Here is a 25,730-nt window from a genome sequence, read left to right on the forward strand (position 1 = left end):
CACCTGCTTCGGCAGGCGGCGGGCGCGGGGCATGAGACCGGCTGGTTCTACCGCTCCTACCGCTCCTTGGTCTCCTCCAGCACCGTCCGCCCGAGCAGCGCGTACCGCTCCGGCGACCGGCGCTTGAGGTACTGCGCGTACCCGATGCCCGTCGCCGCGACCAGGGCCACCAACCAGGGCGTCGCCTTCAGCAGCAGCGAGCCGGACTCCGAGCCGGCCGCGACGCTCATGTTGGACACCAGGAGCAGCACCACTGCGAGCATCGCGATGCCGCCGACGAGCGGGGCGGTGAACGTCTTGAACCAGTGCCGGCTCTCGGGGTGGTTCCTGCGGAAGTAGACGAGGACCGCGAAGGAGCACACCGCCTGCACGATCAGGATCGCCATCGTGCCGAGGATGGCGAGGAGGACGTAGAGGGCGTTCGCCGGGTCCTTGCTCGTGGCCCAGAACGCGAGGATCAGTACGGCGCTCACCACCGTCTGCACCAGGCCCGCGATGTGCGGGGAGCCGTGCCGGGGGTGGGTGCGGCCGATGGTGTTCTGCAGGGAGGGGAGGACTCCCTCGCGGCCCAGCGCGTACATGTAGCGGGCGGCGCAGTTGTGGAAGGCCATGCCGCAGGCGAGCGAGCCGGTGATCATCAGCCACTGCATGAGGTCGACCGCCCAGTGGCCGACGTAGTGCTCGGTGGGGTTGAAGAACAGGGCGAGGGGGTTCGCCGACGAGGCGACCTTGACGGCCTCGGTCTCGCCGTTGCCGATGATGGCCATCCAGGAGACGAAGACGTAGAAGACGCCGACGCCCAGGACGCTGATCATCGTGGCCTTGGGAATGATCCGCTTCGGGTCGCGGGACTCCTCGCCGTACATCGCCGTCGACTCGAAGCCGACCCAGGACCAGAAGGCGAAGAAGAGGCCGAGGCCGGCTGACGTGCCCTTGAAGGCGTTGATGGGGTTGACCGGGCCGAAGGTGAAGCCGTGCGGGCCGCCGCCGTGCAGGGCGACCGAGATCGCCATCGCCGCGAGGACCGTCACCTCGGTGCCGAGCAGGACCACCAGGAGCTTCTCGGCGACCGAGATGCCGAACCAGGTGCCCGTCGCGTTGACGGCGAGCATCAGGAGCGCGAAGGCCCACCACGGGATGTCGAGTCCCGTCTGGTCCTTGAGGGTTCCGGTGGCGAAGGTCGAGAAGATGCCGATCAGCGCGGGCTCGAACACGGAGTACGCGAAGGTCGCGAGGAGGCCCGACGCCAGGCCCGCGGTGCGTCCGAGGCCGTAGGAGATGAAGCCGTAGAAGGCGCCCGTCGATGTGATGTGCTTCGCCATCGAGGTGAAGCCGATGGAAAAGATTGCCAGGACGACCATTGCGACGAGATAGCTCGCCGGGGCACCGATGCCATTGCCGGACGACACCATGAAGGGCACATTGCCCGTCATCGCCGTGATCGGGGCGGCGGTCGCGACGGCCATGAAGACCACGCCGAGCAGGCCGACCGCGTTGGGCTTGAGCCGGTGAACCGTTCCGTCGCCGTCCGTCTTCGTCGCCGGGGCGACGCCCTCATCCACTGCCATCGGGTGGCCCCTCTCCTGGTGGTCCGTTGCTGTACCGGACCGGAACTCTGTAGCCCGAATGAGTCGGTCAAGGGTGTCGGGGCGTTAAATGTTTGTCAACCAGACCTTTAGAAATCTGGCGGCAACACGCTCCTCGTACGGTCGCCGTCATGAGCACCTACACGGCCACCCTCGGTGGCGAGCGCCACCGCTTCGACTCCCTCGCGCGCCTGCTCTCCGCCGCGAGTCCCGAGCGCTCCGGCGACCGTCTCGCCGGGCTCGCCGCCGGCAGCGCCCGGGAACGGGTGGCCGCGCGCTGGGCCCTCGCAGAGGTGCCGCTCGCGACCTTCCTGACCGAGCCGGTGATCCCGTACGAGAGCGACGACGTGACCCGGCTGATCCTCGACACGCATGACGCGGCCGCCTTCGCGCCGGTGGCCGGGCTGACGGTCGGAGAGCTGCGGGAGTGGCTGCTCGCGGTGGACGGCCAGGACCTGACGGAGCTGGCCCCGGGGCTGACACCGGAGATGGTCGCGGCGGTGTCCAAGCTGATGGGGAACGCGGACCTGGTGGCCGTGGCCCGGAAGGTGCGGGTGGTCACCGCCTTCCGCTCGACGATCGGGCTGCCTGGGCGGCTCGCGACGCGTCTGCAGCCGAACCATCCGACCGACGACCCGGCGGGAGTGGCGGCGGCGCTGCTCGACGGGCTGCTGCTGGGGTCGGGCGACGCGGTGATCGGCATCAATCCGGCGACGGACAGCCCGAAGGCGGTACGGGACCTGCTGGAGCTGCTCGACGGAGTGATCGGCCGGTACGCGATCCCCACCCAGTCCTGCGTCCTGTGCCATGTCACGACGAGCGTGGACCTGATGGAACGGGGCGCCCCGGTGGACCTGGTCTTCCAGTCCATCGCGGGCACGCAGGCGGCGAACGCGTCCTTCGGCGTGACGCTGGGCCTGCTCGACGAGGCGTACGAGGCGGCGCTCGCCCTGGACCGCGGGACGGTCGGCCGCAACGTCATGTACTTCGAGACCGGCCAGGGCAGCGCGCTGTCGGCGGACGCGCACCACGGGGTGGACCAGCAGACGGTGGAGGCGCGGGCGTACGCGGTGGCACGGCGCTACGACCCGCTGCTGGTGAACACGGTGGTGGGCTTCATCGGCCCGGAGTACCTGTACGACGGCCGGCAGATCCTCCGGGCGGCCCTGGAGGACCACTTCTGCGGCAAGCTGCTCGGCCTGCCCATGGGCCTGGACATCTGCTACACGAACCATGCGGACGCCGATGACGACGACGTCGCGACCATGCTGACGATGCTCGGCGTGGCGGGCGCGTCCTTCGTGATCTGCACACCGGGCGGCGACGACATCATGCTCAACTACCAGTCGGCCTCGTACCACGACGCGTTGTACCTCCGCGAGGTCCTCGGACTGCGCCCGGCACCGGAGTTCGAGGCCTGGCTGCAGTCGAGCGGACTGCTGGACGAACGGGGCGGGATCCGCGAGGTGGCGTCCCATCCGCTGACGGCGATCGGAAGGGAACTGGTGGCATGACGGGCACTCACATTGCTGTGCCGATAAGTGACTTGTGGGTCGCCATGCGTCGGCACACCCAAGCCCGTATCGGCCTCGGTCGCGCGGGCTCGGCGCTGCCGACCCGCCACCGCCTCGAACTCCAGACCGCGCACGCGGCCGCGCGGGACGCGGTGCACTCTCCGTTCGAGCCGGAGGCGGTCGCGGCGGGGCTGGGCGGGATGCCGACGGTACGGGTGCGCAGTGCGGCGCGTGACCGGCTGACGTATCTGCAACGGCCCGATCTGGGGCGGCGGTTGGATGCGACGGACCGCGCACATCTCCCGGCCGGCGACTGGGACGTGGTGTTCGTGGTGGCGGACGGGCTGTCCAGCCGGGCGGTGCACGAGCACGCGGCGGCGGTGGTGCGGGAGACGGTGGCACGGCTGCCGGGGTGGAGCGTGGCACCGGTGGTGCTGGCGGAACAGGCGCGGGTCGCTCTGGGTGACGACATCGCGTCCGCGATGGGCGCGACGATGGTGGTCGTCCTGGTCGGGGAGCGCCCCGGCATGTCGGCGGCGGACTCCCTGGGGGCGTATCTGACGTACCGGCCGGCCCCGGGCGTGACCACGGACGCCGACCGCAACTGCCTGAGCAACATTCGGCCGCCGCTCGGGCTGACGTATGAGGTGGCTGCGGGGAAGTTGGCGGGGTTGATGGGGAGGGGGCGGGAGCTGGGGGTCACCGGGGTGGGGCTGAAGGACGAATCCGATCACGGCGCCGCACCCCCCGTTTCGCTCGACGGCCGGGCCGCGTAACCGGGGTCGTCCCCCGCCCGCCCCAAGTTTTGCGGCTCACGCCCCGGGCAGCACCAGCCCCAGCGCCCCTTCCCGCACCGTCCAGGTCCGCCTCCGTACCGGCCCCCACACGCCCGCGTCCGCCCGGTAGCGGAAGTCCGCCCCCGACACGCTCACGGTGCGCCCCCGTGCCCGCACCGGCGAGGCCTCCGCACCCACCGACAGGGGCCGTACCTCGACCTCGGCCACCCCCGCGTCACCCGGCGTCACCGACACCGCCTCCACCGGCTGGTCCAGGTCCAGCACGGTGACCCCGTCGACCTCCACCCGCAGACGGGCGGGCCGGGGCGCCGGGACCGTGGTCTCGCGGGTGGGGACCAGGGTGCGTACGAGGGACTGGGCCGTGCGCAGCCAGGGACGGCCCGCCTCCGCCGACGGGGTGTGCCCGGTCACCGGAGGGATGTGCAGCGCCCCCAGCACCACGCCGTCGCTGTCGTCCACCAGCAGGTCCAGGCGCCGCTCGGCCCCGTCGAGGACCGCCCGCGCCGCCGCCACCGCCCCCGTGGGCACCCCCAGGGAACGAGCCACCGACAGCAGGCTGCCCACCGGCACCACCGACAGGGCACATCCGGCCAGCTCCCGCCGCCGGTGCAGAACGGACACGGCGCGGACCAGGGCACGGTCGTCGCCCACCACCACCGGCCGTCTCGACCCCCGGCGGGCCAGTGCCCGGGCGAACTCCTCCGGACCCTCCGGCAGACACACCTTGGTGTGCGCACCCGCGCTGAGCACGTCTTTTGCGATGCGGACCGACTCCCCGTCCGTCCGCCGGGCGACCGGATCGATGACCACCAACAGCTGATCGGAAGTCGCGGAAGTCACCACCTCGGTCCTGCCTCGCTTCCTCGGGTAGCATCTTTGTGCAAGAGCCCCTTGCGCTATTGCGCCAGGGGCTTCGTCTATTCCGGGGCATCCGGTCCGACGGTTTGCGGCCAACGACGGCCGCGGTGCACGCGGCGGTGAACCTTACGCGTACGCCCCTGACCTTGGACATGCCCCGCCCGGAAGGGGTGTACGCGCGTGCCCGCACTTGTGCTGCTCGGTGCTCAGTGGGGTGACGAAGGCAAGGGAAAGGCGACGGACCTGCTAGGCGGATCCGTCGACTACGTGGTGCGCTACCAGGGCGGCAACAACGCCGGCCACACGGTAGTCGTGGGCGACCAGAAGTACGCCCTTCACCTGCTCCCTTCCGGGATTCTCTCCCCCGGCTGCACGCCGGTCATCGGCAACGGTGTCGTCGTCGACCCGTCGGTCCTGTTCTCCGAGCTGAACGGGCTGAACGAGCGCGGCGTCGACACGTCCAAGCTCCTGATCAGCGGTAACGCTCACATCATCACGCCGTACAACGTGACGGTGGACAAGGTGACCGAGCGCTTCCTCGGAAAGCGCAAGATCGGGACCACCGGGCGCGGCATCGGCCCGACCTACGCGGACAAGATCAACCGCGTCGGCATTCGTGTACAGGATCTCTACGACGAGTCCATCCTCACCCAGAAGGTGGAGGCGGCCCTCGACGTCAAGAACCAGATCCTCACCAAGCTCTACAACCGCCGCGCGATCGCCATCGACCAGGTGGTCGAGGAGCTGCTGGGCTACGCGGACAGGCTCGCCCCGTACGTCGCCGACACCGTCCTCGTCCTCAACCAGGCGCTGGAGCAGGACAAGGTGGTCCTCTTCGAGGGCGGCCAGGGCACGCTGCTCGACATCGACCACGGCACGTATCCGTTCGTGACCTCGTCGAACCCCACCGCGGGCGGCGCCTGCACCGGCGCCGGCGTCGGCCCGACCAAGATCAGCCGGGTCATCGGCATCCTCAAGGCCTACACGACCCGCGTCGGCTCCGGCCCCTTCCCCACCGAGCTCTTCGACGAGGACGGCGAGGCGCTGCGCCGCATCGGCGGCGAGCGGGGCGTGACGACCGGCCGTGACCGCCGCTGCGGCTGGTTCGACGCCGTCATCGCCCGCTACGCGACCCGCGTGAACGGCCTGACCGACTTCTTCCTCACCAAGCTGGACGTCCTGACCGGCTGGGAGGAGATCCCGGTCTGCGTGGCGTACGAGATCGACGGCAGGCGCGTCGAGGAACTCCCGTACTCGCAGTCGGACTTCCACCACGCGAAGCCGGTCTACGAGACCCTGCCCGGCTGGTCCGAGGACATCACCAAGGCGAAGTCCTTCTCCGACCTCCCGAAGAACGCCCAGAACTACGTCAAGGCGCTCGAGGAGATGTCGGGCGCACCGATCTCCGCGATCGGCGTGGGCCCCGGCCGGGACGAGACGATCGAGATCAACTCGTTCCTGTAAATCCCTTATGTCTGTCAGCTGTTGGACCGGTCATGGACTTCCTTGACCGGTCCATGGCTTGTTCCTGGTTCCGGATGTAACTAGAGGACGCAACTATCTACGCGGGTAGTCCCGCCGCGCCCTCCTCCAGTTCCCCTCCATGACCAGGAGCCCCGTATGCCCGCCAGTCCCCTGAACCGCCGGGAATTCGTGAAGAAGTCGGCCGTCACCGGGGCGGCCGTCGCCGCGGCGGGAACGGTCGCGGCCGTACCCGCCCAGGCCGCCGACCGTACGCCCGAGAAGGTCGCCAAGGCCCCCAGGACATGGACGTTCTCCATCCTGGGCACCACCGACCTGCACAGCCACGTCTTCGACTGGGACTACTACAAGGACGCCGCCTACAGCGACAAGGCCGGCAACTCCGTCGGTGTCGCGCGGGTCGCCACCCTCATCAAGCAGCAGCGCGAGGCCAAGGGCGAGGAGCACGTCCTGCTCGTCGACGCCGGTGACATCATCCAGGGGACCTCGCTCGCGTACTACTTCGCGCGGGTCGACCCGATCACCGGCAAGGACGGCAAGAAGGGGCCCAAGCATCCCATGGCCGTCGCCATGAACCACATGCGCTACGACGCCGCCGCCCTCGGCAACCACGAGTTCAACTACGGCATCGAGACGCTCCGCAAGTTCGAGAAGCAGTGTCACTTCCCGCTGCTCGGCGCGAACGCCCTCGACGCGAAGACCCTGCGGCCGGCCTTCCACCCGTACACCGTCAAGCGCATCTGCGTGCCCGGCGCCCCCGACATCAAGGTCGGCATCCTCGGCCTGACCAACCCCGGTATCGCGCTGTGGGACAAGGACAACGTCAGCGGGAAGATGGTCTTCCCGGGGCTCGTCGAGCAGGCGAAGAAGTACGTGCCGCGGCTGCGTGCGCTGGGGTGTGACGTCGTCTTCCTGACCGACCACTCCGGGCTCGACGGATCGACCTCCTGGGGCGACGCGCTCCCGTACGTCGAGAACGCCTCCAACCTCGTCGCCGAGCAGGTCCCCGGCATCGACGCGATCCTGGTCGGCCACACGCACAAAGAGGTCTCCTCGTACACCGTCAAGAACGCGGAGACCGGCGAGGACGTCCTGCTCTCCGAGCCGTACTGCTGGGGCTACCGCCTCACCGTCTTCGACTTCGAGCTCGAACTGCACCACGGTCAGTGGAAGGTGACGAAGAAGGCGGCCCAGACCCTCGACCCGAAGGGCGTCGAGGAGGACCCGGAGATCACCAGGCTCCTCAAGGCCGACCACGACCTCGTCGTCAAGTACGTCAACACGGCCGTGGGCACCTGCACCCAGGACCTCCCGGCGGCGGACTCCTGCTGGAAGGACGTCCCGATCATGGACTTCATCCACGAGGTCCAGATGCAGTCGGTGAAGGCGGGCCTGTCGGCGAGCGATGCCGCGCTGCCCCTGATCTCGGTCGCCGCGCCGTTCAGCCGCACCGCCGACATCCCGGCCGGCAGCGTGACCATCAAGGACATCGCCGGGCTCTACATCTACGACAACACGCTCTACGGCAAGAAGCTCACGGGCGCCCAGCTGAAGGACTACCTGGAGTTCGCGGCGAAGTACTACCACCAGGTCCCGTCGGGCACGAAGGTCGACACCGCGACGCTGACCAACGCCAACAACTTCTGGGACTACATGTACGACACGGCCGCCGGCGTCTCGTACGACATCGACATCGCGCAGGCGGAGGGTTCGCGGATCAAGAACCTCACGTACAACGGCGCCCCGGTCGCCGACGACCAGGTCTTCGTCGTCGCGGTCAACAACTACCGTGCGAACGGCGGCTCCGGCTACCCGCACATCGCCACCGCCGACATCGCCTACAGCTCGACCAACGAGATCCGCCAGCTGATGATCGACTACGTGACCTCCAAGGGGACCTTGGACCCGAAGGACTTCGCGGTCACCAACTGGAAGCTGACGCAGGACGGGACGGCCGTGTTCTCCTAGGTCTGCCCGAACCCTGGTTGAGGGGGCGCCCGTTCGCCGGGCACCCCCTCAACCGTGTCATCCCGAGAACGCCCCCGCATGCGCTCCCGCCCACTCCGCGAACGTCCGTGCCGGGCGCCCCAGTAGCTTCTCCACCGTCGGCAGCACCTCCGCACCGCGGTCGCTCTCCCGTGTGCGCTGCATGACGGCGTCGACGACCTCGGGCGGGAAGCCGTAGGCGGACATGCCTGCGCGGGCCGCGTCGTCGGGGAGGGGGCGCAGGTGCAGGTCGCGGTCGAGGGCGCGGGCGAGGATCGCCAGTTCCTCGGTGGGGGTCAGGGACTGAGGGCCACTCAACTCGTAGGTGGCGCCCACGTGTTCGTCGGAGTCGGGCGATGTCAGGGCCAGGGCCGCCACTTCCGCCAGGTCCGCCGGGTCGATGCTCGCCGCCGGGCGGTCGGCGAAGGGGACGGCCACCTCGTCGCCCGCGCGGAGACGGCCCGCCCACTGCAGGGCGTTCGACATGAAGCGGCCGGGGCGGAGCAGGGTCCACGCCCAGTCCCGGGACGGGTCCGTCACCGCGGCCTCCGCCTCGGCGTGCCAGCGGGCGATCACGTCGGAGCCCGCGCCCCCGTCCAGGACGGACAGCTTCACCAGGCGTCGTGTCCCCGCCCTTGCCGCCGCCCGGGCGAGGGCGAGGTCGTGGGTCGGGCCGGGGGCCGTACCGACGCCCTGCGCCGACATCAGGAAGGCCCCGCCCGCCCCCGCGAACGCCGCATCCAGGCTCACCGGGTCGTCCGCGTCGCCGTACACCGCCTCGACGCCGTCCGGGAGCCGTGCCTCGGCCGGGCGGCGGGTCATCGCCCGTACCGGGTGGCCTGCGGCCGTCAGCAGTCGTACCAGCTCGCCGCCCACATGGCCCGTCGCCCCGGTCACCAGGATCATCGCCGTCCCCTCTCGTCGTGCCCCAGCCTGCGCGCACCGGCCGCACGCCGCGTCGCACGCGTGGAGGCAGCCGTTCTGCTCCCCTGGGAGTACGGGTGAGCACCCACGTCGGGTGAGAGCCGTGCGTGTACCGCTCAGGGCGCACTTCGGCACGGAGAAGTCGAACGAGGCCAACCGGAACGGCACCCTCGCGAAAATGGCCCCAGGTGCACTAGCTGAAGACGATCATCGACCCCTGCGCCAGGCTCCGCGTCGCCGCCGCGTGCAGGCCCAGCCACACATGGCGTTCGCGGGCGAAGGGGCTGGGGTCGTACGGCGCGGGGACGGCGGGCTCCTCCAGCTCCGTGGGGGCGCGCGGTGGTTCCGGCGGCGCCGGAGGGTTGGCCGGATCTATGCCGATCGACGGGGCGACGTACTCCAGTTCGCGCAGCAGCGCCTGGGCGGAGCCGAGCGGGCCGCCGCCGGCGAGGAGTTCGTCGTTCGACAGGGGCTGGGGGAAGTCCACAGGGACGTAGGCGCCCGCGTGGTCGTAGTGCCAGACGAGGTGCGACTGCTGGGCCGTCGCCTCGAACATCTCCAGCAACTGCTCGTAGTCGCCGCCCAGTTCGTCGACCGGGGTCACCGGCAGCCCGCACACCTGGAGCAGGTAGACACGGCGCAGGAAGTGCAGCGCGTCGTAGTCGAAGCCGGCCACCGGGGCGACCTCGCCGGACAGGCCCGGCATGTACTGGTACACCGGCACCGGCGGCAGTCCGGCGGCGGCGAGCACGTTGTTGTACTGCGCGAGTTCCTCGGCGAACGGATTGTCGGGGGTGTGGCACAACACGTCGACGAGCGGTACCAGCCACAGGTCACAGGCCAAAGAAGGCTCCTCACACGGCAAGTCGGTCAAGGCAGGGTAATCGGTACGGCTGCGGCAGCGCTCCGCGCGGGCGACGGATAATTCGGAACAGGCACCAAGCGGTGCCAGTCGAAGTCCGCCGTGGTCGGCAGCGCCCCATAGGGGCGCGGGGCTGTATTCATTTGCGGCTCCGCCGCGTGGGCGCGACCAGCCACGACGGACCGGCAGCTGACAGACGGCCAATCGCGCCACTCCCGCGGAGCGCTCAGTGCAGGTCCCATACCCACACCCCGGCCACCCACTTCCCGTCCCGGCCCACAAGTTCCGTAACGGCCCTGCGCAGGGCCTCCTCGTGCGGTCCGGGGGCCACCACCAGGGCTCCTGCCTTCCAGTACGCGAGGTCGCGCCGGGCCTGCGCCCGCCAGGTCGCGTCCAGCTTCGGGACCACGCCCGTGTCGCCGATGTCACTCAGCAGGTCGGAGGTGTAGCGGGGGGAGGCGCCGTAGATGCCGATGCGGTCGGCGCCGTAGGGGCCGTTGAAGTAGCCGCCGGGGAGCCTGAAGCCGAGGCCGGCCTGCTGCTGCCAGTGCAGCGCCTGAGCGTCGCCGGCGTCGGGCAGCGGCACCGTGACGAGGGACTCACCCGTGCGGACGTACGGCTGCCACGCCCCGGTGGTGAAGAACGTCGGCGTCGCCGGGCGTTCGACCGTCTTCAGCGGGGCCGGGACCAGCGGGAGCAGGGCCAGGCAGACGCCGAGCAGGCCGAGGTACTGGGTGCCGAGGGTGCGGGTCGCCGTCAGCCGGTCCAGGGCGAGGGCGAGCAGCATGCCGAGCGCGGGGGCGCAGATCATCGCGACCCGGCCCTCGATGACCGACTCGAACAGCGGCAGCCTGGCGAGGAGCGCCCAGGGGCCCGGGTAGACCTTGTCCGTCATCGGGATGCGGAACTCGGGGCCGAGCGAGAGCAGCGCCGCACCGACCGCGGTGACCGCCAGCGCCTTGACCAGGGCCCGCTCCCACAGCCGTACGACGATCGCGAAAGCGAGCAGTACCAGCGGCCAGCCGTAGAAGGCGTTCTGCTCGGTGGGGTTGGGCGAGAGGGCGTTTGCGCGCCGGGCGTTGCCCGCGACCAGGGAGCGTTCGGCGAAGGAGAGCAGCGCGAGGGGGCTGTTGCCCGAATTGTCGCCGTGCGGCATGTGCGCGTAGCTCTGCGGACCGGCGAACTGCCAGACCAGCGGGTACACGACGAGCGGCAGACAGACCGCGGCCGCGGTCGCCAGCCCTCGCAGCAGCGGCCGCCAGGCCCGCCTGGCCACATCCCTGCGGACGACGCCGTAGGCGCCCGCGAAGAGCACCAGGCCGATCGCCGCGAGCAGCAGCGGCTCCTCGCCGAGGAAGACCTGGTACGCCGCCATCAGGCCCAGGACCGCCCCGTCCCGGACCACCCGGGCGTCCGTACACAGGCGTAGGACCCGGTCGATGATCAGCGGGATCATGAACAGCACCACGAAGTTGGGGTGCGCGTTGGCGTGGCTGACCATGGGCGGCGCGAAGGCGGCGAGGGCCGCGCCGACGAAGGCCGCGGACCGCCGCCGTACGACACGCTTCACGATCAGCCCGTACCAGGCGGCCGCGGTGGCGGCGAGGCCCAGTGTCATCACGACGCTGAGGGAGACCGCCGGGCCTGCGAGGAGCGTGAGCGGGGCGAACGGGACGGTGAGGCCGAGCATGACCGTGTTGGCCATGAGGTTCACGCCGTCGGGGAAGCCCTGCAGGTCGGAGAAGAGAGGATTGTGCAGGTGGGCCAGGTTGTGGGCGGTGACGTCGAAGAACCACTCCCACTGGTTCTGGTCCTGGAGGGAGTCGGGGAGATAGCGGTGGTCCGGGTCGAACAGGCGGCCCGAGTACAGCGCCATCGACATGAGCAGGAAGAGGATGACGGCGAAGACGTCGGCGGGGCGCAGGGAGCGGGCGCGCAGCCGGGCCAGTTCGGCGAGGACGCGGACGTAGTCGAGGTGGCGCAGTTTCGAGCCGGGCCGGTGGGACCAGCGGACGGGGACCTCGGCGACCTGCCAGTCGGCGCGGTGGAAGTGCCGCAGGACCTCGACGTCGATGCCCCAGCCGTTGACCCGGGAGGCGGCGAAGGCCTCGCGGGCCTTGTCGCCCTCGAAGAGCTTGAAGCCGCACTGGGTGTCACGTATGCCGGGCACGGTGGTGCGCCGTATGAGTAAGTTCCCGGCGCGGCCCAGCAGTTCGCGCACCGGGTGCTGACGGACCCCGATCACCGCGCCGGGCACGGAACGGGAGCCGATCGCCGCCGCGTTCCCCTCGCTGAGCGCCTTGTCGAGCTGCTCCAGCTCCTCGATCGGGGCCGCGAGGTCGGCGTCCGTGACCAGCACGCGCCGCCCGCGGGAGGCGGCGACGCCCAGGCGCAGGGCGTTGCCCTTGCCGCGGTGGTGCGGGCTGGTGACGAGCTGGACGCGGGGCTCCTTCAGGCCCGTGACGACGTCCCGGGTGCCGTCCGTCGAGCCGTCGTCGGCGACGACGACCTCCCACTCGCCCCAGCGGCCCTCGTTGTCGCGCAGGTAGCGGGTGACGGCGTCGAGGGTGGGGCCGAGGCGCTGCTCCTCGTTGAAGGCGGGTATGACGACGGTGAGGTCCACGGCCCAGGCAGGCGTGCCCCTGGCCGGCTTGCTCACTCGTCCGCCAGCCGCTCGATGAGGGCCAGCGAGTGCTCGTTGTACGAGGCGACGATCGCCCGCGCCGTCCTGGTGTCCCGCTTGGCCAGGGCGTCGACCAGATCGGTGTGGCCGCACCACAGGGCGCCGCGCAGATCGGACAGCCGGCGCAGATGCTGCACCGCACACACCCAGGACTGGACGCGCAGCCGGTGCAGGAAGTCGGCCAGATAGGGGTTGCCGAAGAGGGTGCCGAGCTCATGCCAGAAGCGCAGGTCGTAGCCGATCAGCACGGTGAGGTCGCCGGCCAGTGAGGCCCGCTGTGCCTCCTCGCCGCGGCGCCGGACCCCGGCGAGGGCGGCGACGGCACGGGTCTCATCGTGCGGCGGGAAACGGTCCTGGTCCAGGTCCAGGGCGATGAACATGCCGTCGGTGACCAGGCTGCGGGCCTCGATGATGCCGCGGTAGTCGGCTACCGAGTACTCGTGGACGTGGAAGCCGCGGTGCTGGTCGGCGTCGAGGAGGCCCTGCGCGGACAGGTCGACGAGCGCCTCGCGCACGGGCGTCGCGGAGACCCCGTACTGCTCGGCGATCTCCTTCACCGTGAACTCCTGACCCGGCTGGAGCCGCCCCGCGAGGACCTCGTCGCGTAGCGCGTCGGCGATCTGCTGCCGCAGGGTGCTGCGGGTCACGGAGCCGTTGCCGCTGCTGCCGGGCATGTGTCGGGCGTCTCCTCGTCGCGGTCGGGTGGCGTGCACGTACCTATCTACGAGCACGCCACCTTACGCGTTCGGTCTCCCGCTGATTACCCGCGTAGCTGTGGTGATCCGGTGCGGCACCTGAGCGGCCGCAGGTCGCTACTCGGTGTACTCGTCGGCCACGGACAGCGCCGAGTCCAGCGCCGCGAGGCCCTCCTTCAGCTCGGCCTCGCTCACGTTGCACGGCGGCACGACATGGGTGCGGTTCATGTTGATGAAGGGCCAGATGCCGTGCTTCTTCGCGGCGGCCCCGAAGGCGGCCATCGCCGCGTTCGCCTCGCCGGCCGCGTTGTACGGCACCAGCGGTTCCCGCGTCTCCCGGTTCTTCACCAGGTCCAGCGCCCAGAACATGCCGACACCGCGCACCTCGCCGACGCTCGGGTGCCGCTCGGCGAGCTCCCGCAGCGCAGGACCGAGGACGGTCTCGCCCAGCTGCCCGGCGTTCTCGACGACGCCCTCCTCCGCCATGACGTTGATCGTCGCGACGGCGGCGGCGCAGGCCAGCGGGTGCCCGGAGTACGTCAGACCGCCCGGGTAGGCCCGCCTGGCGAAGGTCTCGGCGATCGCGCCGGAGATGGCGACACCGCCGAGCGGCACATATCCGCTGTTCACGCCCTTGGCGAAGGTCATGAGGTCGGGCACCACACCGAACAGGTCGGCCGCGAACCACTCACCGGTCCGCCCGAACCCGGCCATGACCTCGTCCAGGACGAGGACGATGCCGTACTTGTCGCAGATCTCCCGCACCCCGGCGAGATAGCCGGGCGGCGGCACCATGATCCCGGCGGTGCCCGGAATGGTCTCCAGGATGATCGCGGCGACGGTGGCCGGTCCCTCGAAGGCGATCGTCGTCTCCAGGTGCTCCAGCGCCCGCGCGCACTCCTGCTCCTCGGTCTCGGCGTAGAACCGGGAGCGGTAGAGGTACGGCGCCCAGAAGTGCACGACACCGGCGGCCGCACCGTCGGAGGCCCAGCGGCGCGGGTCCCCGGTGAGGTTGATCGCCTGCTGGGTGCCGCCGTGGTAGGAGCGGTAGGCGGACAGCACCTTCGGCCGCCCGGTGTGCAGCCGCGCCATCCGTACGGCGTGCTCGACGGCGTCCGCGCCGCCGTTGGTGAAGAAGATCTTGTCGAGGTCGCCCGGTGTCCGCTCGGCGATCAGCCGGGCCGCCTCCGAGCGGGCCTCGATGGCGAAGGCGGGCGCGAACGTCGTCAGGTGCGCGGCCTGCTCCTGTATCGCGGCGACGACCTTCGGGTGCTGGTAGCCGATGTTGGTGTAGACGAGCCCGCTGGTGAAGTCCAGGTACCGCTTGCCGTCGTAGTCCCAGAAGTACGACCCCTGCGCACCGGCGACGGCGAGCGGGTCGATGAGCTCCTGCGCGGACCAGGAGTGGAACACATGAGCACGGTCCGCGGCCTTGACGGCGGCGCCGGCCTGGGGGTCTGGCTGAGGGGTCATGGCGGCGAGCGTAGGAGCCCGCGGTGCCCGCTCGGTATCGGCTTCCTGTCTGGCATGTGGGGGTTTCCGCGACAGGTTGTCGGGCCCGGGCGGCTTGGCGAAATGCGGCCCGTGGTGTTACGGAACCGTAGACACCGCTCCGGGCGACTACCCCCGCGACCGCACTATTCTCGGTCTGTTGCACATACGGGGGGGGAAGGCGGCGCGGCCATGGAGAAGCTCGGAGCGGGGGACCCGCAGCGGATCGGGGCCTACCGGCTGCTGGCCCGGCTCGGTGCCGGGGGCATGGGGCATGTGTATCTCGCCCGCTCGGACCGGGGCCGCACCGTCGCCGTGAAGCTGGTGCGGGAGGAACTGGCCGCGCAGGAGGAGTTCCGGGCGCGGTTCCGGCAGGAGGTGCAGTCCGCGCGGCAGGTCGGCGGGCACTGGACGGCGCCCGTCCTGGACGCCGACACGGAGGCCGCGGTGCCTTGGGTGGCCACCGGGTACGTCGCCGGACCCAGCCTGCAGCAGGTCGTGGGGCACGACCACGGGGCGCTGCCCGAGCGCTCGGTGAACATCCTGGCGGCCGGGCTCGCGCACGCGCTGCAGGACATCCACGCCGCCGGGATCATCCACCGGGATCTGAAGCCGTCCAATGTGCTCGTCACCATCGACGGGCCGCGGGTCATCGACTTCGGGATCGCGCGGGCGCTGGAGACCGTCACGGACGGCGGTCTGACGCGGACCGGCGCGCTCGTCGGCTCGCCCGGCTTCATGGCCCCCGAGCAGGTGCGCGGCGACCGGATCACGCCCGCCTGCGATGTCTTCTGCCTGGGCTCCGTGCTGGCCTACGCCGCAACAGGACACCTCCCCTTCGGCAGCGCCAACAGCGGTGTGCACGCCCTGATGTTCCGCATCGCCCAGGAGGAACCCGACCTGGAGGGGGTGCCCGAGGGCATCGCCGACCTCGTACGGGACTGCCTGAAGAAGCAGCCGGGCGCGCGGCCGACGCTGGACCAGGTGCTGGAGCGCACGGGAGCCGAGGACACCGTGCTCGGCGGCCGCTCGCGCGACCCCTGGCTGCCGAGCGCGCTCGTCGCCCAACTCGGCCGTCATGCGGTGCAGTTGCTGGACGCGGAAGACCCTGAAGAGGGGGCGGAGGGGGCGCCGGCGGCCGGCGGTCCTTCGCTGCGGAAGGCGGCACCCGAGGCCCCGCCCGAGCACGCCCCCGCCGCCGACGACTCCGCTCCGGAAGCGGGCACCCCCGCCGGACCGCCCCCGCCCGGGCAGCCGGGCGGCGCAGCCCCGCTGAACCACCTCCCCACCATGGTCGCGGGCCAGGCTCCGCCGACACCCCCGCCCGCCCACGCGCAGACACACCCGGCCTACGGCTATCCGCAGCAGCACCCCCAGCAGCAGCCCGCCTACGGCTACCCGCCGCAGCAGCCCGGCGCCTACGGCTACCCCCAGCAGCCCGGCGGCCTCGGCTCCACCCCGCCCTACGGCCCGTCCTACACCGGCCCGCACACCCCGCAGGAGCCGCCTCGCCGGAGCGGCCGTTCCACCGTGGCGCTGATCGCCGTCGCCCTGGTCGTCGCGCTCGGCGCCGGCGGCTCGGTCTACGCCCTGATGAACGGCGGCGGCAAGGGCGACAACAAGCCGAGCCCGGCCCCGACCAGCAGCGCACCCTCGAATCCCGAGCCGAGCCTGACGACCCCGACGACCGCGCAGCCCACCACCTCCGCACCCTCGGGCGGCGTGATCCCCACCGGCTATCTGGGCACCTGGACGGCCACCATCACCAACGCCGACGGCCAGAACACCCGCGAACTCACCATCCAGCAGGGCAAGGTGGGCGACACGGTCCTCTCCCTGGTCGCCGACGGCCCCACCAGCAGCGGCACCTACCACTGCGTGTTCCAGGCCGATCTGACCGCGGCACCGGGTACCGGCGGCCCTCTGGAGATCGGCCCGTCCACCGTGACGTCCGGCGACCCCGGCTACTGCAAGCCGGGCGACGCCACCGAGCTCAGCCTGCTGCCGGACGGCAGCCTGCAGCGCGAGAACACCAGTAACGGGGAGAAGCTGAAGTACACCAGGCAGTGAGCCGGGTGAGGGGCCGGCGGGCACCCTTGTGTCGTAGTGGCGTGTCCATGACGATGGGCGGAGTGTCGGCATCGGCAGCCCCGGGAGGACACATGCGTCCCAGCCCCACCAGGAGAACGGTCCTGACCGCGACGGCGGCCGGCGCGGCAGCGCTCGGGACGACCTCGAACCCGGCCGAAGCGGCCACGCGGGTCCACCGCCCGCCCGCCACGGCACAGCCTCCGCATCGCGAACTCCGCGCGTTGCTCAGGGAGTTGGACTCCGCCCGCATCGAAGCGACCGTCCGCAAGCTCGTCTCCTTCGGCACCCGCCACACCCTCTCCGCCCAGGACGACCCGGACCGCGGCGTCGGCGCCGCCCGCGACTGGCTCCTCGCCGAGCTGCGGAGCTGCGCCGCCGCCTCCGGCGGCCGGATGACGGCCGAACTCCAGTCGTACGTCCAGGAACCGGCGTCCCGCATCCCCACTCCCACGAAGATCACCAACGTGCTCGCGACCTTGCGCGGATCGGTCACCCCGGAGCGCGTGTACGTCGTCTCCGGGCACTACGACTCCCGGGTCACGGACGTCATGAACGCCACCTCCGACGCGCCGGGCGCGGACGACGACGCGTCCGGGGTGGCCGTCGTACTGGAGTTGGCGCGGGTGATGGCGACCCGCCGCCCGGCCTCGACGATCGTGTTCGCGGCGGTGGCGGGGGAGGAGCAGGGGCTGTACGGGTCGACGTATCTGGCCCAGCAGTTGAAGACGGCCGGCACGGACGTCCAGGGGATGTTCACCAACGACATCGTCGGCAGCTCCATGGCGGACGACGGCACCGAGGACCCTCCCCCAGCCTCCGGCCGGGGGGACCCCCATCTCGCTCCGCTCGCCATCCGGCTCTTCGCGGAGGGTGTCCCTTCGTCCGAGACCCCGGAACAGGCCGCGATCCGCAGGTCGGTGGGCGGCGAGAACGACTCCCCGTCCCGCCAGCTCGCCCGATTCGTGCGGGACGTCGCCGACAACGACGCCACCGGCATGCAGGTGCGTGTCGTGTACCGCCGCGACCGCTACCTCCGCGGCGGCGACCACATCCCCTTCCTCGAACGCGGCTACCCGGCCGCCCGCTTCACCGAACCGGCCGAGGACTTCGCCCACCAGCACCAGGACGTCCGCGTCGACGAGACCGGCAAGCAGTACGGCGACCTGCCCGAGTTCTGCGACTTCGACTTCGTCGAGCGGGTCGCCAGGGTCAACGCGGCCGCCCTGTGGACCCTCGCCCAGGCGCCGGGCACGCCACGCGGAGCGAAGATCGTGACCTCCGCCCTGACCAACTCCACCAGGCTGGTGTGGACGCGCGGCACGGAACCCGACCTGGCGGGCTACGAGATCGTCTGGCGTGAGACCACGGCACCGGAGTGGACCCATGTGATCCCCGCCGGGGACGTCACCACGTACGAGGTGGACCTGTCGAAGGACAACGTGTTCTTCGGCGTACGGGCCGTCAACCAGGCGGGCAACAGGAGCCCGGTGGCCTTCCCGAGCCCGCAGTCGTGACCGACGGCCCGGTGCGGGATCACCTCGGCTCGGGCGGCCGTTGGCGCGGCATGTTCGGCCGCGAGCCCGCCCCCGGAGGCAGCGGGAAGCGCCCCTGCGCACTGCCCGTCTCCTGCCGCGCCGCCCCGGCCGACGCGGACTGGACCCCCATCGGCGCCGAGCCGCCCGTCCGGAACTCCACCATCCAGTCGGCCGTCTCCGCGCGCACCAGCTCCGTCAAGTCCTCCGAGAAGCGCCGCAGCACCGCAAGGCACCGCTCGGCGGCCTCGCTCGCCGTGCCCTCCGCGGGGCCCAGCACCTCCCGCACGCTCTCCGAGGCCCACTCGAACTGCAGCACCTGCAGCCGCCGCTGCACGGCCTGCGCGGTCGCCACATCCCTTATCCAGCCCGAGGTCACACCGAAGAACCGGTCCACGGCCACGCACGCCACCGCGAACAGCAGTGCCAGATACCCCCAGGCGGCCATCCCGGCGATCACCCCGGTCAGATCCAGCAGCGGCAGCGCGGCCCCGGTCACCGCCCCCACCGCGGCCCCCGCGCGCAGCACCCGCGCACCCCGCCGCTTCCACACCCGGTCCGCGAGATACCAGGCCGCCGTCTGCAGGGCTCCGCGCTCCACCCACAGATACAGCTCGTGCAGCCGCTCGGCCGGCTCGCCCCAGTCCCCGAGCGGGAACGAGCGCCCGATCAGATCGCCCGGCCGCAGCCCGGCCGCACCCTCGCCCCACCCGTCCTGAGCCGGCCCCTCGGGCTGCATCTCCGGCTGACCCACACGGCACTCCCTACTGATCACGACGCTGATCACGAGGCTGACCACGACCGAACACCTTGCGTGACACCCGATCCTGATGTGCCCGACCTTCCTACCGCCCAATGGGTGGCTCGGCCCCCGAATTCACCTCTATTCCGCTCGTAAGTGGGTCTTGATCAGGTATAGGACTCGGCAACACCTCACTCGAAAGAGTGCTGGGGCGATGCCTGGCTGGACCACGTAGGCTCGTGCCAGGCGGGAAAACCTCGCCCATACAGCCGTACGAAACCAGGAGCTGATCGTGATTCCCGGTGGTGGCCAGCCCAATATGCAGCAGCTGCTCCAGCAGGCCCAGAAGATGCAGCAGGACCTGCAGCGGGCGCAGGAGGAGCTGGCACAGACGGAGGTCGACGGGCAGGCGGGCGGCGGTCTGGTGAAGGCCACCGTCACCGGCTCCGGCGAACTGCGCGCGCTGAAGATCGACCCGAAGGCGGTGGACCCCGAGGCTGGATCCATTGAAGAGACGGTCGAGACCCTGGCGGACCTGATCGTCGCGGCGGTCCAGGCGGCCAACGAGAACGCCCAGAACCTCCAGCAGCAGAAGCTGGGCCCGCTGGCCCAGGGCCTGGGCGGCGGCAGCGGTATCCCGGGCCTGCCTTTCTAAGAGAGGCGTTCGCCAACTACCGTACGTACTTGCAAGGAACCCCGGGAAGGACGGCAGTCCGTGTACGAAGGCGTGGTGCAGGACCTGATCGACGAGCTGGGGCGGCTGCCCGGCGTCGGTCCCAAGAGCGCCCAGCGGATCGCCTTCCACATCCTGCAGGCGGAACCGACGGACGTACGGCGGCTCGCGCAGGCCCTGATGGAGGTCAAGGCGAAGGTCCGCTTCTGCGCGACCTGCGGCAATGTCGCACAGGAAGAGCTGTGCAACATCTGCCGCGACAGCCGCCGCGACCCCTCCGTCATCTGTGTGGTGGAGGAGCCGAAGGACGTGGTCGCGATCGAGCGGACCCGCGAGTTCCGCGGCCGATACCACGTCCTGGGCGGGGCGATCAGCCCCATCGAGGGCGTGGGCCCCGACGACCTGCGTATACGGGAACTTCTCGCGCGGTTGGCCGACGGGACGGTCACGGAGCTGATCCTTGCCACGGACCCGAACCTGGAGGGCGAGGCCACAGCGACGTACCTCGCCCGCATGATCAAGCCCATGGGCCTCAAGGTCACCCGCCTGGCCAGCGGCCTCCCGGTGGGCGGAGACCTGGAATACGCGGACGAGGTGACCCTCGGCCGCGCCTTCGAGGGGAGACGACTCCTAGATGTCTGACGCCACGCTGCATGACGCGACGCAGGACCCGGACGACTTCGCGGTCCAGATCGCGGACCAGGTGGAGAGCTTCCTGGTGGCGGTGACGGAGGTGGCGAAGGGTGACGAACCCGACTCCGCTGTCCCCTTCCTCCTCCTGGAGGTGTCCCAGCTGCTGCTGGCCGGCGGCCGCCTCGGCGCGCACGAGGACATCGTCCCCGACGAGCGCTACGAGCCGGACACGGGCCCGGACGCTGACGTGGACGAACTCCGCGAGAACTTCGCCCGCCTCCTGGAACCGATCGACGTCTACTCCGAGGTCTTCGACCCCTACGAGCCGCGCAAGGCCCCGGTCCCGGCCCGTATCTCCGACGACCTGACCGACGTCATCACCGACCTCCGCCACGGCATGGCCCACTACCGCGCGGGCCGCACCACAGAGGCCCTGTGGTGGTGGCAGTTCTCCTACTTCTCCAACTGGGGCTCGACGGCCTCGGCCACCCTGCGCGCCCTGCAGTCGGTGGTGGCCCACGTCCGCCTGAACCAGCCCCTGGAGGAACTGGACGGCCTGGACACGGACCAGACCCCGATGGGCGACGAGACGCTGGAGTTCGAGGCGGGCAAGGTCATGGCGGAGGAGATCGGCGGGCCGCTGGGGCTGCAGACAGGCAAGTAGCGCGACCCGGTCACGCGGTGACGTCCGCGCAGCTACGCTCGGTAAGGGCCCAGGTGACACCCATCCGGGCCCCCGGTCGGAGGTGCGTGCCGTGGCGGGACAGTCCAACAGCCCCAACTCCCAGCCGCCCGTGGCCTGGCGATACGCCGGCGACCAGCTGAAGCGCTGGCGCATGAAGGCGGACGTCAGCCGCGAGCAACTCGCCTCCGCCGCCAACTACTCCCCGGACACCATCGTGTCGATGGAGCGCGGGGTACGCAGGCCGACGTCGCGTGTCCTGGACGTCGCGGACGAACTCTGCGACGCGAAGGGGATGTTGAGCGGCGCGAAGGAGTTCCTGAACCGGGAGCGGTTCCCTGCGCGGGCGCAGGACTTCATGGAGCGGGAGAAGGAGGCGACCAGTATCTGGTCGTACGAGCTCGCTCTCGTCCCCGGCCTGTTGCAGACGGAGGGGTACGCCCGGGCGCTCATCGACAACCGGATCCCGCCGCTGGACGAGGAGACGGTGGAGGAGCGCGTTGCCGCCCGCATGGAACGGCAGGCGGTGCTCAACAAGAGGAAGCCGCCCGTGGGGTTGAGCTTCGTTCTCTACGAGGCTGTGCTGCGCAGTCCCCTGGTGGACACCGAACAGCTGCGCCACCTGCTGGAGGCGGCGCACCTGCGGAACGTGGTGGTGCAAGTGCTCCCGTTTGAACGGGCCTTCAGCGACGCGCTCATGGGCCCCATGGTATTGCTGGAAACTCGTGACCATGAGCGATTCGCCTTCACCGAAGGCTCGTTCGCCAGCGAGCTTTCGGCGGATCCGGGGGTTGTCAGCCGTGTGACCGAGCGGCTTAGCATGATCCGCACGAGGGCTCTCGACCCCGATGAGTCGGCCCGTTTCATCGAGCGGATGGTGGATCAGTCGTGAGCGACCAGCTGAAGTGGTTCAAGTCGAGCTACAGCGACAACGAGGGCGGCAACTGCGTCGAAGTCGCGTTCGCCGCCGCCATCCACGTTCGTGACTCCAAGCTCCCCGCGAGCCCCGAGCTCCAGGTCGCCGCTCCCGCCTGGAAGGCATTCGTTTCCGCAGTTCAGCCCGGAGCTTGAGCCTCGGGCTTCGAGCTCTTCCCATGGGGTTTTGGGCTTTTGGTCTGGTTGAAAATCCAACCCAACCAACCTTGTCCGTGCGGGAGTTGAGGCGTCATACCTCGAATGGGTGACGTTCCGTGATCGGCTTGCGTCGGAACGTAAAGGCGCCCTAGGTTCGCGGCAAACAAGCAAATAGTTCGGCCCCGGTCGGTGCGCCAACACCGGCTCCGGGGCCTGACCCGCCGATCGAATCGAGCCTTCGACCGTGGCTAACGCCCAGCCTAGTCCTGCCCTGCCGTCCCCGTCGCACCCCATGGCCAAAACGGGCTATGGAAAGCGCTCCGTAGGTGACGAAGACCCGCACGCCGACCCGGACTTCGCACATCTGAGCCCCCGTGACCGCGAGTTCGCCGTCTTCATCGACCACCTCGACGACGGCCACAACATGGGCCACAAGGCGATCGCCGCGGAACATCCGCGCTACGGCCAGCAGGCGACGCGCACGTCGTTGAACCGCCTCACCGAGGCCGGCCATCTGCGCTGGATCAAGGAACACATCACCGTCGAGGACAACTCGATGCGGTGGGTCACGCGGACGTACTGGTCGCGTACTCCCAGGTCGCCGGAGTGGTGGGCGGAGTTCGCAAGGCAGCGGGACGGCAAGGACGTGACGGACTTCCGTCCGGGCCTGGCTCGTACCGACGTCGAGACGCCGACCGTCGTGGAGCCGAGCCCGGAGGCCGCGGCGGACGTACCGGAGTCACCGCAGGCCAGTGCCGCATATCGCGCCCTCGCCGGACTTCGCGCCGCGGACCCTCGTATGCCCCTGTCCGAATCGGACTGCAAGTCCCTCGAACCCCTCGCCGCGGAGTGGCTGGACCGGGGCGCGACGCCGAACGACATCACCCGAGCCCTGACCGAAGGGCTCCCTTCCCCTGTCACCAACCCGGGCGGACTCGCCCGCAAACGACTGGAGGCGAAGATGCCACCGCAGAAGAGCGACTCCTCCACCGACACCACCCCTGCCCGCCCCCTCCGGGGCCGCGTCACCCGCGTGATCATGGCCTGCGCCACCTGTGACCAGGACGAGCGCACGGTGAAGATCGACCGGGGGATCTGCGTGGACTGCCGCAAGGAGTTCGCGGCGGAGGCGTTGAGCGACGAGCAGCCCGCGAAGAGCCTCACCGAGGAGATCGAGGAGGTCGCCTACGCCGGTGTCACGACCGCCCGTCTCCTCAAGGAGAAGCTGGAGCGCAAGACGGGCGGCCCGGTGCCCGACACATTCCGCCCGGTGCCGATCGAGGACCTGGTCTTCTACCACTACCGGGACAACCGCGAGCGCATCGCGAACGGGCTGCCGCCGAGGCGCTGGAACTGGTGACGGCGGTGACGGACGAGCACGCACGCGGGCCTCCGCGCGCCGGTGGTCCCAGAGGAGCTTCCGGATTACATTCGTAATATGGCAGAGAAGGCGAAGTTCAGCGTGAGTCTCAATGCCGAGCTCGGCGAGGCGCTGCGGCAGTACGCAGAGGCCGAGGACGAGCAGATCTCGGCGGTGGTCAGCCGAGCACTGGAGCAGTACCTCGACAAGCGCCGCATCATCCGTGAGGGACTGCGGGCGATGGAGGAGCACTTCGAAGAGCACGGATGGCCGACGCCTGAGGAGATCGCCGCGGCCGACGCGCGGATCGATGATCTCTTCGGGGAATCGCCTGAGGAGCGTCGAAGCGCGTGAGCCACATTGTCTACGACACCGGCGCGCTGATCGCCGCCGCCAAGAACGACCAGGCCTTCCTGCACCAGCACTACCGAATGCTTGGCAGAGGGAAGATTCCCGTCATCCCGGCGGGAGTGCTCGCCCAAGGCTGGGATGCGCGCCCCAAGGCGGCGGGACTCCATCGGCTACTCCACGGCTGTGAGGTGATGCCGCTGACCGGGACCCTGGCCAAGGCTGCAGCGGTGCTCTGTCAGAAGAACAAGTCGTCCGACGCCATCGACGCCAGCGTCGTTCTCACGTCCATCGCTCACGATGAGGCGCCGATCTTCACTGATGATCTGGGGGACATCCGCGCACTGGTCGAATGCGCGGGCCGCAAACGCATCCGCGTCGAGCGGCCATGACGGCCCAGATGCCGATCGAGGACTTCGAGGAACTCGCCCGCCGGGCACCGGAGACCGTATGGCTGGAGTTCATCCAGGGACGGCTGACGGTGAAGCGCGGACCGGACGGCAACCGGAGTGAGATCCTCGCCCGGCTGCAGAGGCTGTGGGCGGGACGAGACCAGGGCCCGTGGCTCTACCCGTACCGGGGCCTGTGCACGGAAGCCGACGGCATGGGGCGGATGCGCCCCGACGGCGTGCTCGCACCGGCGCGGCACTTCGTCGGACACGGTGAGTGGAGTGACCCTGCGGGCGTGCTCATGGTCATCGAGGTCACCGCGGGTGATCCGGACACTGACTGGCACACACGAAGCCTGACGGCTACGCGGCCGCAGGCATCCCCGTCCACCTGCTCATCGACCGCGACGACCGCTCGGTCGTCGTCTTCGACCAGCCGGAGAACGGCCGGTACCGGCACGAGGAGAAGCTGCCCTTCGGGGCAGCAGTCAAGCTCCCGGAGCCGGTGGGCATCACCCTCGACACCGAGCCCCTGAAGAAGTTCGTGGCCTGAAAGACCCGACGGTCACAGCCCCCACACCCCCTTGCCGACCGCAGTGACCCCGCCTGCCAGTGCCAGCGACAGCACGAGCAGGCGGGCCCGCCTCTCCGATATCCGCTCGGCGAGCACCCTGCCGATCACCGCCCCCACCGCCATCGCGGCGACGACCCATCCCCAGCGGGCCCCGCCCAGCCCCGGCACCCCATTCGCCGCCACCGAGAACGCGTTCACCACCACGCCGTAGAACTGGGCGTTCGGTACGAACTCCCGTACCGTCCAGCCCGCGTTGACCGCATACAAGGACACCGGCGGCCCGCCCACCCCCGCCGCCGAGTTCATGAACCCGCCCACCGCGCCCGCCGCGACGGCTCCCTTCGTGCCGCGCAGGGCGGGCACACGGGCGCCGCGCATGACCAGGAGGACGGCTGCCGTCACCAGTCCGCCCATCACCAACAGAAGTGCGGGTGCCGGGAGTTGACGGGTCAGCCAGGCCCCGGCCGGAACCGTGCAGGCGGCCGCCGCGCACAGCGGCACCATCGCGCCCGGCCGCACCCGCCGCCAGCCGCCGGCCAGCCCCACGACGCTGATGGCGCCCGCCGCGCAGTTGGCGAGCACGACGCCCTCGGCGGGCCCGAGCAGCAGCACGAGCGCGGGCACGGCGACCAGCGCGAACCCCATGCCGGTCAGCCACTGCACGCAGGAACCGAGCAGAACGATGCCTGCCAGCAGTACGTCCGTCGTGGTCAAGTCGTCACTCCACGTGAGTTGGAGGGGTCTTGGATCCGCG

At 70.4% G+C, this 25,730-nt stretch carries 24 protein-coding genes; 15 read left to right on the forward strand and 9 right to left on the reverse strand.

Going from position 1 to position 25,730, the window contains the following annotated elements:
• Nucleotides 1–56 precede the first annotated feature (56 nt).
• The gene (locus tag AB0N07_RS30355) at nt 57–1,568 is read right to left on the reverse strand and encodes an APC family permease (protein WP_365840461.1); all 1,512 of its coding nucleotides are present in this window, start codon (nt 1,566–1,568) and stop codon (nt 57–59) included.
• 149 nt (nt 1,569–1,717) lie between these two features.
• Here AB0N07_RS30355 and AB0N07_RS30360 point away from each other — a divergent pair, with 149 nt between their 5' ends.
• Both AB0N07_RS30360 and eutC read left to right on the forward strand, forming a co-directional pair.
• Nucleotides 1,718–3,100, forward strand: coding sequence for an ethanolamine ammonia-lyase subunit EutB (locus tag AB0N07_RS30360; protein WP_365840463.1), 1,383 nt, complete (start codon nt 1,718–1,720; stop codon nt 3,098–3,100).
• Complete coding sequence (gene eutC, locus AB0N07_RS30365) at nt 3,097–3,876, forward strand: ethanolamine ammonia-lyase subunit EutC (RefSeq protein ID WP_365840465.1); 780 nt, start codon at nt 3,097–3,099, stop codon at nt 3,874–3,876. Before AB0N07_RS30360 ends, eutC begins: the two co-directional genes overlap by 4 nt.
• Before the next feature lie 36 nt (nt 3,877–3,912).
• On the opposite strand, the gene AB0N07_RS30370 is transcribed toward eutC, so the two are convergent.
• The gene (locus AB0N07_RS30370; protein WP_365840467.1) at nt 3,913–4,740 is read right to left on the reverse strand and encodes a diacylglycerol kinase family protein; all 828 of its coding nucleotides are present in this window, start codon (nt 4,738–4,740) and stop codon (nt 3,913–3,915) included.
• Nucleotides 4,741–4,935: 195 nt separating this feature from the next.
• On the opposite strand from AB0N07_RS30370, the gene AB0N07_RS30375 reads away from it, so the two are divergent.
• Nucleotides 4,936–6,219 carry an adenylosuccinate synthase gene (locus AB0N07_RS30375; RefSeq protein WP_365840469.1) on the forward strand — a complete coding sequence of 428 codons (1,284 nt, stop codon included), beginning with the start codon at nt 4,936–4,938 and terminating at the stop codon, nt 6,217–6,219.
• Nucleotides 6,220–6,375: 156 nt separating this feature from the next.
• Nucleotides 6,376–8,205 carry a 5'-nucleotidase C-terminal domain-containing protein gene (locus AB0N07_RS30380; protein ID WP_365840471.1) on the forward strand — a complete coding sequence of 610 codons (1,830 nt, stop codon included), beginning with the start codon at nt 6,376–6,378 and terminating at the stop codon, nt 8,203–8,205.
• Nucleotides 8,206–8,262: 57 nt separating this feature from the next.
• On the opposite strand, the gene AB0N07_RS30385 is transcribed toward AB0N07_RS30380, so the two are convergent.
• The 5 genes from AB0N07_RS30385 to AB0N07_RS30405 form a co-directional block, all read right to left on the reverse strand.
• On the reverse strand, nt 8,263–9,129 hold the full coding sequence (locus AB0N07_RS30385; protein ID WP_365840473.1) for an NAD(P)H-binding protein: 867 nt from the start codon (nt 9,127–9,129) through the stop codon (nt 8,263–8,265).
• A gap of 211 nt (nt 9,130–9,340) precedes the next feature.
• A complete protein-coding gene (locus tag AB0N07_RS30390) occupies nt 9,341–9,991 on the reverse strand; it encodes a hypothetical protein (protein ID WP_115906817.1) in 651 nt (216 codons plus the stop codon).
• A 244-nt stretch (nt 9,992–10,235) separates the two neighbouring features.
• Nucleotides 10,236–12,668, reverse strand: a complete 2,433-nt coding sequence (locus AB0N07_RS30395; protein ID WP_365840475.1) for a dolichyl-phosphate beta-glucosyltransferase — start codon at nt 12,666–12,668, stop codon at nt 10,236–10,238.
• Nucleotides 12,665–13,366 carry a GntR family transcriptional regulator gene (locus AB0N07_RS30400; protein WP_365840477.1) on the reverse strand — a complete coding sequence of 234 codons (702 nt, stop codon included), beginning with the start codon at nt 13,364–13,366 and terminating at the stop codon, nt 12,665–12,667. Before AB0N07_RS30400 ends, AB0N07_RS30395 begins: the two co-directional genes overlap by 4 nt.
• A gap of 138 nt (nt 13,367–13,504) precedes the next feature.
• A complete protein-coding gene (locus tag AB0N07_RS30405; RefSeq protein WP_365840479.1) occupies nt 13,505–14,860 on the reverse strand; it encodes an aspartate aminotransferase family protein in 1,356 nt (451 codons plus the stop codon).
• Nucleotides 14,861–15,070: 210 nt separating this feature from the next.
• Here AB0N07_RS30405 and AB0N07_RS30410 point away from each other — a divergent pair, with 210 nt between their 5' ends.
• Both AB0N07_RS30410 and AB0N07_RS30415 read left to right on the forward strand, forming a co-directional pair.
• Entirely contained in the window at nt 15,071–16,948 is a 1,878-nt protein-coding gene (locus AB0N07_RS30410; RefSeq protein ID WP_365840481.1) for a serine/threonine-protein kinase, read from the forward strand.
• Nucleotides 16,949–17,040: 92 nt separating this feature from the next.
• A complete protein-coding gene (locus tag AB0N07_RS30415; protein ID WP_365840483.1) occupies nt 17,041–18,483 on the forward strand; it encodes a M20/M25/M40 family metallo-hydrolase in 1,443 nt (480 codons plus the stop codon).
• Between the two features lie 19 nt (nt 18,484–18,502).
• Here AB0N07_RS30415 and AB0N07_RS30420 read toward each other — a convergent pair whose 3' ends face one another.
• Nucleotides 18,503–19,255 (reverse strand): SLATT domain-containing protein, encoded by a 753-nt coding sequence (locus tag AB0N07_RS30420; RefSeq protein WP_365840485.1) that lies wholly within the window; start codon nt 19,253–19,255, stop codon nt 18,503–18,505.
• Nucleotides 19,256–19,535: 280 nt separating this feature from the next.
• On the opposite strand from AB0N07_RS30420, the gene AB0N07_RS30425 reads away from it, so the two are divergent.
• From AB0N07_RS30425 to AB0N07_RS30465, 9 genes are all read left to right on the forward strand, one after another.
• A complete protein-coding gene (locus AB0N07_RS30425; protein ID WP_365840487.1) occupies nt 19,536–19,898 on the forward strand; it encodes a YbaB/EbfC family nucleoid-associated protein in 363 nt (120 codons plus the stop codon).
• 60 nt (nt 19,899–19,958) lie between these two features.
• On the forward strand, nt 19,959–20,558 hold the full coding sequence (gene recR, locus AB0N07_RS30430) for a recombination mediator RecR (RefSeq protein ID WP_099930378.1): 600 nt from the start codon (nt 19,959–19,961) through the stop codon (nt 20,556–20,558).
• Nucleotides 20,551–21,213, forward strand: a complete 663-nt coding sequence (locus AB0N07_RS30435) for a DUF5063 domain-containing protein (protein ID WP_365840489.1) — start codon at nt 20,551–20,553, stop codon at nt 21,211–21,213. The genes recR and AB0N07_RS30435 overlap by 8 nt, the downstream gene beginning before the upstream one ends.
• Before the next feature lie 130 nt (nt 21,214–21,343).
• The gene (locus AB0N07_RS30440; protein ID WP_365840543.1) at nt 21,344–22,123 is read left to right on the forward strand and encodes a helix-turn-helix transcriptional regulator; all 780 of its coding nucleotides are present in this window, start codon (nt 21,344–21,346) and stop codon (nt 22,121–22,123) included.
• Nucleotides 22,120–22,302 carry a DUF397 domain-containing protein gene (locus AB0N07_RS30445; RefSeq protein WP_365840491.1) on the forward strand — a complete coding sequence of 61 codons (183 nt, stop codon included), beginning with the start codon at nt 22,120–22,122 and terminating at the stop codon, nt 22,300–22,302. Before AB0N07_RS30440 ends, AB0N07_RS30445 begins: the two co-directional genes overlap by 4 nt.
• A gap of 295 nt (nt 22,303–22,597) precedes the next feature.
• Nucleotides 22,598–23,665, forward strand: coding sequence for a hypothetical protein (locus AB0N07_RS30450; protein ID WP_365840493.1), 1,068 nt, complete (start codon nt 22,598–22,600; stop codon nt 23,663–23,665).
• Nucleotides 23,666–23,743: 78 nt separating this feature from the next.
• The gene (locus tag AB0N07_RS30455; protein ID WP_365840495.1) at nt 23,744–24,019 is read left to right on the forward strand and encodes a hypothetical protein; all 276 of its coding nucleotides are present in this window, start codon (nt 23,744–23,746) and stop codon (nt 24,017–24,019) included.
• Complete coding sequence (locus tag AB0N07_RS30460) at nt 24,016–24,405, forward strand: hypothetical protein (RefSeq protein ID WP_365840497.1); 390 nt, start codon at nt 24,016–24,018, stop codon at nt 24,403–24,405. The genes AB0N07_RS30455 and AB0N07_RS30460 overlap by 4 nt, the downstream gene beginning before the upstream one ends.
• A gap of 394 nt (nt 24,406–24,799) precedes the next feature.
• On the forward strand, nt 24,800–24,955 hold the full coding sequence (locus tag AB0N07_RS30465; protein ID WP_365840545.1) for a hypothetical protein: 156 nt from the start codon (nt 24,800–24,802) through the stop codon (nt 24,953–24,955).
• 12 nt (nt 24,956–24,967) lie between these two features.
• Here AB0N07_RS30465 and AB0N07_RS30470 read toward each other — a convergent pair whose 3' ends face one another.
• On the reverse strand, nt 24,968–25,690 hold the full coding sequence (locus AB0N07_RS30470) for a sulfite exporter TauE/SafE family protein (RefSeq protein ID WP_365840499.1): 723 nt from the start codon (nt 25,688–25,690) through the stop codon (nt 24,968–24,970).
• Nucleotides 25,691–25,730 lie beyond the last annotated feature (40 nt).

Origin of the sequence: Streptomyces sp. NPDC051172, from assembly GCF_040682555.1 — a bacterium.
Taxonomy (GTDB): domain Bacteria; phylum Actinomycetota; class Actinomycetes; order Streptomycetales; family Streptomycetaceae; genus Streptomyces.